The sequence below is a fragment of the Pseudarthrobacter kochi genome, assembly GCF_055412805.1.
Genome location: NZ_JBVAYV010000104.1, coordinates 1 through 1,734 on the forward strand (window position 1 = coordinate 1; position 1,734 = coordinate 1,734).

A 1,734-nucleotide genomic window follows, 5' to 3' on the forward strand; every position below is an offset into this window, starting at 1 on the left:
TAGCCCGAGGTTTTCATGAGGGTGGGGCCCGCAGGGTGTGTTTAAGCGACGAAAGGTGCTTCTGAACTGGGAAAATAGTGTTGTTGACGCACTGTTCTACCGGCTGAAAGAAGCACCTTTCTGATGTCCAAGATTACCGGAGTTTTTCCGTCCCTACCTGTCGCCACGACGGAGCAGTCGCTGGTCTCCCATGCCGGGCTGAATGTGGTGACTTCCTTTGTTGATGCGCTCGGGTTCCGGGGCTTGTGCGAGGACCGATTGGGCCAGTTCGTCCCCTCCGGTGCATGGCATCGGCCCGGCACAATTCTGGGGTCGTTGGCGGTCATGCTCGCCGGCGGCGGGGAACACGTCTCCGATCTGGACATCCTGCGGACCGGTGCCGGCGTCTTCGGAAATATTGCCTCGAATGCGACCATCTCGCGGTTCTTTGAGCGGACCGTGACCAACCCGGAGGTCTTCACCTACGGTTTCGCCACGTTGACGCGGGAGTTGCGCTCCCGGGCCTGGGAAGCAGCCGGGGACCGGAACCCTGCCTTGAAGGCCACCGCCCTGGAGCCGCTCATAGTCGACCTGGACGCCACCCTCGTGACCTCCCACAGCGACAAGGACCAAGCTCACGGCACCTACAAGGGCGGGTATGGCTTCGCCCCTTTCATCGCCAGCGTCGATTACGGCGCGGGCAACGGGACCGGGGAAATCCTGGCCGCAGTGATGCGTCCGGGCAATGCCGGGGCCAACAGCGCCGAGGACCACATCAAGGTGTTCACCCACGCCATCGAACAGCTCCCCGACGACTTCTACGACGAACAAGGCGAGCTCATCGGGGAGAAAGTGCTGGTGCGCACCGACAGCGCCGGGGCATCCCGGAAATTCCTGCACCACCTCGCATCGCTGGGCGTGCAGTTCACGGTGTCCTACCCGGTACCGGTGCTCAAGGCCCACATGGTCGGCTGGATCAACGACAAAAAGTACTGGCAGCCCGCCCTGGACCAGAACGGCAAGGAACGCGCCGACGCATGGGTCGTCAACGCCACCGAGATCCTCGGGCTCACCGACTACCCGGCAGGGACAAACCTGTACCTGCGTGCCGAACCCCTCCACCCCGGGGCGCAGCCGACCTTGCTGGATGCAGACGGACACCGCATCACCGCCTTCTTGACGAACTCACCGCGCTGGCACGGACCCACCCTTGATGCCCGGCACCGGGCCCGGGGACGGTGTGAGAACCGAATCAAAACCCTGAAGAACACCGGACTCGGGAAGCTGCCATTCTTCGATTTCCCCGCCAACCAGGCCTGGGCCAACATCGCCGCCCTGGCCATGAACCTGGTCGCCTGGCTGCAACTCACCGCGCTGCCAACCGGCCACAAGGCCCGCGGCTGGGACATCAAACGCTGGCGGTACCGGCTCTTCGCCACCGCCGGGAAAATCATCACCCGGGCCCGGCAGAGCAAGCTGCTGATCCCCGACAAAGCGCCGGAAACCGGCACGATCACCACCCTCCTGACCGCCATTGCCGGCCTGAAAAACAGCCTCCGACAACGAATCCCTCGCCTGGCCTGAAAACCGGACGGCCAGCCCCTGCAACCACCAGCACCACCCATCGGAGACGTGGAACCCGACGCCCAACCAGCGACAACAGGCCCCGCCCGCACGCCCAAAACCAGCAAAATCAGCCGGAACGGGAATTAGCCCCTGACCGACCCCCAACCCGGCCATCATGAAAAATCCGGG

The 1,734-nt window shown here is 63.8% G+C and carries 1 protein-coding gene; it reads left to right on the forward strand.

Annotated elements, in window-relative coordinates:
• Positions 1-123 precede the first annotated feature (123 nt).
• Positions 124-1,563, forward strand: a complete 1,440-nt coding sequence (locus ACZY0Y_RS19815) for an IS1380 family transposase (RefSeq protein ID WP_463959932.1) — start codon at positions 124-126, stop codon at positions 1,561-1,563.
• Positions 1,564-1,734: the final 171 nt, after the last annotated feature.

Bases quoted from the DNA above. Each gene is read 5' to 3' on its own strand.
- ACZY0Y_RS19815 (WP_463959932.1), top strand. From the start codon at position 124: ATGTCCAAGATTACCGGAGTTTTTCCGTCCCTACCTGTCGCCACGACG.